Below are 7,822 nucleotides of genomic sequence, written 5' to 3' on the forward strand. Positions count from 1 at the left end.
GGCGGCGGCGAGGTCGTCGGGGCCGTCGAAGGTGGGGTTGGGGCCGGGCCACGCCATCCATGTGCGCTCGTGCGGAGCCCATTCGGCGGGCATGCGGAAGCCGTCGGCGGCAGCGGACATCGAAGGGCCTCTCAGAGGAAGTACAGCCGGTTGAGGGAGACGGAGTCGGCCGGCTCGGAGCGGAGCGGCTCCCCGTCGAGGGTGACCAGGCCGGTGCGCGGGTCCACGTCGACCGAGCCGGTACGGGAGTTGCGGAGCAGGTCGGCGGGGCCGATGCCCCGGGTGCCGCGCACGGCGACCCTGCGGCGGCGGGTCGGCAGCCGGTCGGCGCCCGCGTCGAGCGCGGCGCGCGCCACGAACGCGACGGAGAGGTCGGCGGCCGTGGCCCCGTGCGCCCCGAACTGCGGGCCCAGCACGAGGGGTTCGCAGGCGTCGGTGGCCGCGCCCGGATCGCCGACGACACCGTAGGCCGGGAAGCCGGACTTCAGCACCAGCTGGGGTTTGGCGCCGAAGTACTCGGGGCGCCAGAGCACGATGTCGGCGAGCTTGCCGACCTCCAGGGAGCCGATCTCGTGGGCGAGGCCGTGCGCGATGGCCGGGTTGACGGTGAGCTTGGCGATGTAGCGCAGGACGCGCTCGTTGTCGTGGTCGTCCGGGGCGCCCGACTCGGCCTTCATCTTCCCGGCCATGGCGAAGGTCCGGCGCACGGTCTCCCCCGCGCGTCCCATGCCCTGCGCGTCGGACGAGGTGATGCCGATGGCGCCCAGGTCGTGCAGCACGTCCTCGGCGCCCATCGTCCCGGCGCGGATGCGCTCGCGGGCCAGGGCGGCGTCGCCGGGCAGGTCCGTCTTGAGGCCGTGGGCGGAGACGATCATCCCGAAGTGCTCGGCAACGGCGTCCCGGCCGAAGGGCAGCGTCGGGTTGGTGGAGGAGCCGATGACGTTCGGCACCCCGGCCATCTTCAGCACGTTCGGCACATGGCCGCCGCCGCAGCCCTCGATGTGGAAGGCGTGGATCGTACGGCCCTCCAGCACGCGCAGGGTGTCCTCGACCGACAGGCACTCGTTCAACCCGTCGCTGTGCAGGGCCACCTGGACGTCGTGTTCCTCGGCGACGCGCAACGCCGTGTCCAGGGCCCGGGTGTGGGCGCCCATGTCCTCGTGCACCTTGAAGCCGGAGGCGCCGCCCTCGGCGAGGGCCTCGACCAGCGGGGCCTCGTGCGACGACGAACCCCGGCCGAGGAAACCGATGTTGACCGGCCAGGCGTCGAACGCGGCGAACGCGTGCCGCAGCGCCCACGGCGAGTTGACACCGACGCCCCACACCGGCCCGAACTCCTGGCCGATGATCGTGGTCACCCCGGAGGCCAGCGAGGCCTCCATGATCCGCGGCGACAGCAGATGGACATGCGTGTCCACGGCTCCCGCGGTGGCGATGAGGCCCTCGCCGGACACGATGGACGTGCCCGTGCCGACCACGACGTCGACCCCGTCGAGGGTGTCCGGGTTCCCGGCCCGCCCGACGGCGTGGATGCGTCCTTCCCGGATGCCGATCGACACCTTCCGGATGCCCAGCACCGCGTCGATCACCACGACGTTGCTGATGACCACGTCGCAGGTCTCGCGGACGGCCGCCGCCTTGAGGTGCAGCCCGTCCCGCGCGGTCTTGCCGAAGCCGGCGAGGAACTCGTCGCCGTACCGCTGGGCGTCGGACTCGACCCGGATCACGAGGCCCGAGTCGCCGAGCCGGAGCCGGTCCCCGGCGCGGGGGCCGTGGGTGGCGGCGTACGCGTACGGGTCGATCGAGGTGGCCGCCGGGCGGTTCGCCGGGTCGCCGGTGGAGGGGTTCATCGCGCGGCTCCCAGGTATCCGCAGGCTGCGGCCCTGCGCAGGGCCTCTTCCTTCGCTCCGGGGGCGTCGAGGGGCCCGTCGACGAGCCCCGCGAAGCCGATCGCGATCCGCTCGCCCCCGAGGGGCAGCAGCCCCACGTCCACGCTCTCCCCCGGCCCGAACCGCACCGAGGAGCCGGCGGGCACGGCCAGCCGCATCCCGTACGCCTCGGCCCGCGCGAAGTCCAGGCGCGGGTTGGCCTCGAAGAAGTGGAAGTGGGAGGTGACGGAGACGGGCACGGTGGCCGTGTTGGTCACCGTCAGCCGCACGACCGCCTCGGGGTCCCGGTGCGCGGGCCCCGGCAGCAGCGCGCCCGGCGCCCGCTCGCCGAGGCCGCCGCCGATCGGGTCCTCGACCACGGCGAGCCGGGAGCCGTCGTCGAAGACGGCCTCGACCTGCACCTCGGTGACGACGTCCGCGACACCGGGCAGGACGTCGTCCGGCCCGAGCAGCGACCGCGCCCGCGCGATCGCCTCGTCGAGCCTCGCCCCGTCCCGCGCGGCCTCGCAGACGGTGTCCGCGACCAGGGCGGTCGCCTCGGGCACGTTCAGCCGCAGGCCGCGCGCCCGCCGGGCCCGCGCCAGCTCCGCGGCGCCGAACAGCAGCAGGCGGTCGCGCTCGGTGGGAGTGAGTCGCATGGGCGGCACCTCCTGGGGCCGGAAGAGTTAGAGCGTCACTCTAAACTCAAGGAACAGGAGGAGGGAAGGCCGGGGAGTCAACTTCCGGCGACTATTTGAGTGTCATTCAAAAGTAGGGGCCGGCATGCGGAAGGGGCCGCCGCGGACGCGTGGTCCGCGGCGGCCCCTGGGCCGAGCCGGTGGGCGTGTCAGGCCAGGACGTGCATCCAGCCGTGCTTGTCCTCGACCGTGCCGCGCTGGATGTCCAGCAGGGCCTCACGGAGCTTGAGGGTGACGGGGCCGGGCTCGCCGCCGGACTGCTGCCAGGCGGCGCCGGTGCGCTTGACCGTACCGACGGGCGTGATGACCGCGGCGGTGCCGCAGGCGAAGACCTCGGTGAGGGCGCCGCTCTCGGCGTCGGCCTGCCACTGGTCGATGGAGATACGGCCCTCCTCGGCGGGGTGGCCGAGGTCGGCGGCGACGGTCAGCAGGGAGTCACGGGTGACGCCCTCCAGGATCGAGCCGGTGAGGGACGGGGTGACGATGCGGTCGCCGTACACGAAGTACAGGTTCATGCCGCCGAGTTCCTCGACCCACTTCCGCTCGACCGCGTCGAGGTAGCAGACCTGGGCGCAGCCCTCGGCGGCGGCCTCGGCCTGGGCCAGCAGGGACGCGGCGTAGTTGCCGCCGGTCTTGGCGTCGCCCATGCCGCCGGGCACGGCGCGGACGTGGTCCTCGGAGACCCAGATGGAGACGGGCTTGACGCCACCGGGGAAGTAGGCGCCGGCCGGGGAGGCGATGACCAGGAAGAGGTACTCGTTGGCCGGCTTCACGCCCAGCCCGACCTCGGTGGCGATCATGAAGGGGCGCAGGTAGAGGGACTCCTCACCGCCGTGCGCGGGCACCCATGCCTGGTCCTGCTGGACCAGCAGGTCGCACGCCTCGATGAAGGTCTCCACCGGCAGCTCGGGCATCGCGAGACGCCGGGCGGACTTCTGGAAGCGCAGGGCGTTCATCTCCGGGCGGAACGTGGCCACGGAGCCGTCGGGCCGGCGGTACGCCTTGAGGCCCTCGAAGATCTCCTGCGCGTAGTGCAGGGTCATGTTCGCGGGGTCGAGGGAGAGCGGGCCGTACGGCACGAGCTGCCCGTCGTGCCAGCCACGGCCCTCGGTCCACTTGATCGTCACCATGTGGTCGGTGAAGTGGCGGCCGAAGCCGGGGTTGGCCAGGATCGCCTCGCGCTCGGCATCCGAGAGCGGACGGGCGGACGGCTTCAGCTCGATCGTGGGCGTCGTCATGAGTGATGTCCTTCACCGGTTGTGTGTGACGGGCCGCGCTCACGTCCACACTGCCAGTGGCCAGTGATAGGACGTCCGAGCATTCCCTCATTCCGCGGCACCTCGTTCGATTATCGCCCGGCGGCGGGCATGGACGAAACGTGGATGACCGTGGACGAAAACGGTGCGATGCGGCCCAGGGGATGATGGTGACACCCGGCGGGAGCATGCGGAAGCCGCCGGGTGCGATGCGACCCGGCGGCTTTCGAAGGGCTCCCCCTCGGTGGACCGGGGCCGCGGGGCTCCGGGTCCGAGGGAGGTTTCGAGTGCTCGGCGGGTCAGCCGGCTACTCGTACGGCGAGGGCGTCGCCGATCTCGTTCGTCGAACGGGCGGGCTTGCCGACGCGCTCCGCGAGGTCGGCGGAGACGGCCTCCTCGATACGCGCGGCCTCGGCCTCGTAGCCGAGGTGGCGCAGGAGCAGGGCGACGGACAGGACCGTGGCGGACGGGTCGGCCTTGCCCTGGCCGGCGATGTCCGGGGCCGAGCCGTGGACGGGCTCGAACATGGACGGGAACTCGCCGGACGGGTTGATGTTCCCGGAGGCGGCGACGCCGATGCCGCCGGAGACGGCCGCGGCGAGGTCGGTGATGATGTCGCCGAAGAGGTTGTCGGTGACGATCACGTCGAAGCGGCCGGGGTCGGTGACCAGGTAGATGGTCGCGGCGTCGACGTGGATGTAGTCGGTGGTGACCTCGGGGAACTCCTCGGCCACCTTGGTGAAGATGTTCGTCCACAGGTGGCCCGCGAAGGTCAGCACGTTGTTCTTGTGGACCAGCGTGAGCTTCTTGCGGGGGCGGGCCTGGGCGCGGGCGAAGGCGTCGCGGACGACGCGCTCGACACCGAAGGCCGTGTTCACGGAGACCTCGGTGGCGACCTCCTGCGGGGTGCCCTTGCGGATGGTGCCGCCGTTGCCGGTGTACGGGCCCTCGGTGCCCTCGCGGACCACGACGAAGTCGATCTCCGGCTGGCCGGCGAGCGGGGTGGCGACACCCGGCAGCAGCTTCGACGGACGCAGGTTCACATGGTGGTCGAAGGCGAAGCGGAGCTTGAGCAGGAAGCCGCGCTCCAGGACACCGGAGGGGACGCTCGGGTCGCCGATCGCGCCCAGCAGGATCGCGTCGTGCTGCTTCAGCGCGTCGAGGTCGGCGTCGGTGAGGGTCTCACCGGTGGCGTGGTAGCGCTGGGCGCCGAAGTCGTACTCCTTGGTCTCCAGCTTCACATCCTGCGGAAGGACGGCGGAGAGGACCTTGAGACCCTGGGCCACGACTTCCTGACCGATGCCGTCACCGGGGATCACTGCGAGATTGAGGCTGCGAGACATGTGCGGCACCGTACTCCTTGTCCCACGGGATGACACGGGCCGTCCGCGATATGGACGCGCCGGGGTGACGTCGGCACCGATCCGTTGACCGGCGTTCACCCGTGTGTTTGCCGGGAGTTGGCCTCTGCTGGGAAGTTGCCCAGCATGACTGCGCCATCCAGGGGGACGCCCCCCGGACTCCCCGTCCCCGACGTCGGCATCCCCGAGCCGCTGGCCCGCCGGCTCAGCATGCCGGAACAGTACGAGTACCTGCGCACCAAGCTGACGCGGCGGCGCACGCTGGTGACCGCCGGGGCGGTGGCCGGCGGGCTGCTGACCGGCTGCTCCGGGTCCGGTACGGCGACCGGGCGGCGGTCCCCCTCGCCCTCCGTCACGGCCACGGAACGGGTGCCCGCCTCGGCCGTCGTGCCCTTCGGCCGCCATCTCGCCTTCGGCGCCGACCCGAAGACGCAGATGCGGATCTCCTGGCAGCTGCCGGCGGCCGTCAAGAAGCCCTTCGTGCGGGTGGGGCTGCGCCCCGAGGACCTGAGCCGGCGCGTCGACGCCGAGATCCGCGACCTGTACACCCCGGAACTCCAGGGCGTGCGCCCGGCGTTCGAGCAGTACTACGTGCACGCGGCCCTGGACGGCCTGAAGCCCGGCACGACGTACTACTACGGTGTCGGCCACGAGGGCTTCGACCCGGCCGCGCCGGCCCACCGCAGGACGATCACCGCCTTCCGCACGGCGCCAGCGCGTCCGGAACGGTTCGTGTTCACCGCCTTCGGCGACCAGGGCGTCAGCAAGGACGCGCTCGCCAACGACCATGTGCTGCTGCGGGAGAGCCCCGCCTTCCATCTCCACGCGGGTGACATCTGCTACGCGGACACCACCGGCCACGGCGAGAAGTCGGACTCCTACGACCCCGGCTTCTGGGACCTGTTCCTCAAGCAGAACGAGCTGGTGGCGAAGTCGGTGCCGTGGATGGTGACGACCGGCAACCACGACATGGAGGCCTGGTACTCACCGGACGGCTACGGCGGTCAGGTGGCCCGCTGGTCCCTCCCGGACAGCGGCTTCGACCCGCGCGGGGCGCCGGGCGTGTACTCGTTCGTCTACGGCAATGTCGGCGTGGTCGCGCTGGACGCGAACGACGTGTCGTACGAGATCCCGGCCAACCTGGGCCACACGGACGGCAGGCAGACCAAGTGGCTCGACATGCGACTCGGCGAGCTGCGGGCCGACAAGTCTGTGGACTTCATCGTGGTCTACTTCCACCACTGCGCCTACTCCACCTCACGCCACGCGTCCGACGGGGGCGTGCGCGCCGAGTGGGTTCCGCTGTTCGCCAAGCACCAGGTCGACCTGGTGATCAACGGGCACAACCACGCGTACGAGCGGACCGACGCCATCAAGAACGGCGAGGTCGGCAGGCCGGTGCCGATCGGCGGGTCGACCGACCCGACTCGGGACGGCATCGTGTACGTCACCGCGGGCGGGGGCGGCAAGGAGCTGTACGCCTTCCCCCCGGGCGTCAAGGACAGCTACGAGGGCAAGGTCCGCGACCTCGACTCGATCGAGTCCTTCCGGTGGACGAAGTCCAAGAACCGGAAGACGGAGGTCGTCCAGTGGTCCCGCGTCCGCTACACCGGCTTCTCGTTCCTGTCGGTGGAGGCGGAGACGGGGCCGAGGCCCCGGCTCAAGGTGTCGGCGCTCGCCCAGGACGGCAGGCGCATCGACCACTTCGAGGTGCGGCGCGGCGCGTGAGCCGATGCCCCACGGCCGTGCCGCACCCCGAACGGGTGCGGCTCCCGGCTGGTGGGGCGGCTCAGTGCCCGGTGGAGCCGCCGTTGTCCCTGCGGTCGAGGGCGCGCTGGAGGGCGGCGGCGGCGTTCTTGCGGTCGGACTCGGTGGTCCGGGAAACGTGGCGGACTCGGCGGCGGACAGTCGTCTCGGCCATGGGGAATCGACTCCTTCGAGGCATTCCGGAGTACAGAAGCGGAGGGCTGTGAGACTCCCCCACTGCCCAAAGGGCGTGCTAAAGGGCGTGGGAGGTGCCCCCGGATGGGCCGGGGAGCGGGGCCGCAGGGGTTGCCTGCCTAGGGCCTCCGGCTCACGACCGCCATTCGCTGGGTCGAGCGAGACGTTCGGCTCCTACAAAGCTAAGCGAGGCCGGGGCATCTGTCTCCACAATTAATCGGACTTCCTACTATCTGAGACGGTGGATTGGGTCACACCCCTCTGACCTGCGCGTTTTCCCCGTGCCCCGATCGCCCGGACGGCGCGGATCAGAGCACGTCGCCGTCCCGCCAGTCGAAGACCAGCTCGGCTTCGGGATCGTCCACGGCGGCGGGCGCGGGCCACACGTACACGGAGCCCTCCTCCTCGGGCAGCCGGACCACCCCGCCGGGGCCGAGCGCGCTGATCCGTCCGGCCCACACCCGCCAGCCGCGCCCCGTGTACAGGTGGGCGCCCTCGTCGCTCGCGGAGAGCGCGCCCAGGTCGTAGGCGCGGGTGACGACGCCTTCCAGGGCGGCCATGATCCGGGCGCCGATCCCGGTCCGCCGCACGTCCCGGCGTACGGCGACCCCCTCGACGTAGCCGACGCGCAGCCACCGCGCCCCGTACCGGACCCGCCGCATGACGACCGCCCCGTGTCCGGCGAGTCCCCGCTCGTC

The 7,822-nt window shown here is 71.7% G+C and carries 8 protein-coding genes; 1 reads left to right on the forward strand and 7 read right to left on the reverse strand.

The annotated features are described in order from the left end of the window. The 5 genes from AOK23_RS51060 to AOK23_RS40750 all read right to left on the reverse strand — a co-directional run. Positions 1 to 120: agmatine deiminase family protein (locus AOK23_RS51060; RefSeq protein WP_240496795.1), on the reverse strand; the 120-nt coding region annotated here is incomplete at its 3' end. 11 nt (positions 121 to 131) lie between these two features. Next, the gene (locus AOK23_RS40735) at positions 132 to 1,850 is read right to left on the reverse strand and encodes an urease subunit alpha (RefSeq protein WP_055717451.1); all 1,719 of its coding nucleotides are present in this window, start codon (positions 1,848 to 1,850) and stop codon (positions 132 to 134) included. After that, positions 1,847 to 2,527, reverse strand: a complete 681-nt coding sequence (gene ureA, locus AOK23_RS40740; RefSeq protein WP_055717452.1) for an urease subunit gamma — start codon at positions 2,525 to 2,527, stop codon at positions 1,847 to 1,849. The genes AOK23_RS40735 and ureA overlap by 4 nt, the downstream gene beginning before the upstream one ends. 188 nt (positions 2,528 to 2,715) lie before the next feature. Next, entirely contained in the window at positions 2,716 to 3,804 is a 1,089-nt protein-coding gene (locus tag AOK23_RS40745; RefSeq protein WP_055717453.1) for a branched-chain amino acid aminotransferase, read from the reverse strand. Positions 3,805 to 4,121: 317 nt separating this feature from the next. Next, complete coding sequence (locus AOK23_RS40750; protein ID WP_055717454.1) at positions 4,122 to 5,165, reverse strand: 3-isopropylmalate dehydrogenase; 1,044 nt, start codon at positions 5,163 to 5,165, stop codon at positions 4,122 to 4,124. Positions 5,166 to 5,309: 144 nt separating this feature from the next. On the opposite strand from AOK23_RS40750, the gene AOK23_RS40755 reads away from it, so the two are divergent. Next, positions 5,310 to 6,911: a purple acid phosphatase family protein gene (locus AOK23_RS40755; RefSeq protein ID WP_055717455.1), complete on the forward strand. Its 1,602-nt coding sequence runs from the start codon at positions 5,310 to 5,312 to the stop codon at positions 6,909 to 6,911. A 61-nt stretch (positions 6,912 to 6,972) separates the two neighbouring features. On the opposite strand, the gene AOK23_RS51575 is transcribed toward AOK23_RS40755, so the two are convergent. Then, on the reverse strand, positions 6,973 to 7,104 hold the full coding sequence (locus AOK23_RS51575; protein WP_005479955.1) for a hypothetical protein: 132 nt from the start codon (positions 7,102 to 7,104) through the stop codon (positions 6,973 to 6,975). A 328-nt stretch (positions 7,105 to 7,432) separates the two neighbouring features. Continuing rightward, on the reverse strand, positions 7,433 to 7,822 hold a 390-nt coding region (locus tag AOK23_RS40760; protein ID WP_055717456.1), incomplete at its 5' end, for a GNAT family N-acetyltransferase.

The sequence above is a fragment of the Streptomyces torulosus genome (genome assembly GCF_001419765.1).
Classification (GTDB): domain Bacteria; phylum Actinomycetota; class Actinomycetes; order Streptomycetales; family Streptomycetaceae; genus Streptomyces; species Streptomyces torulosus.

Coding starts and splice junctions, on each gene's coding strand:
- AOK23_RS40755 (WP_055717455.1), top strand. CDS start 5,310: ATGACTGCGCCATCCAGGGGGACGCCCCCCGGACTCCCCGTCCCCGAC.
- ureA (WP_055717452.1), bottom strand. CDS start 2,527: ATGCGACTCACTCCCACCGAGCGCGACCGCCTGCTGCTGTTCGGCGCC.
- AOK23_RS40750 (WP_055717454.1), bottom strand. CDS start 5,165: ATGTCTCGCAGCCTCAATCTCGCAGTGATCCCCGGTGACGGCATCGGT.
- AOK23_RS51575 (WP_005479955.1), bottom strand. CDS start 7,104: ATGGCCGAGACGACTGTCCGCCGCCGAGTCCGCCACGTTTCCCGGACC.
- AOK23_RS40735 (WP_055717451.1), bottom strand. CDS start 1,850: ATGAACCCCTCCACCGGCGACCCGGCGAACCGCCCGGCGGCCACCTCG.
- AOK23_RS40745 (WP_055717453.1), bottom strand. CDS start 3,804: ATGACGACGCCCACGATCGAGCTGAAGCCGTCCGCCCGTCCGCTCTCG.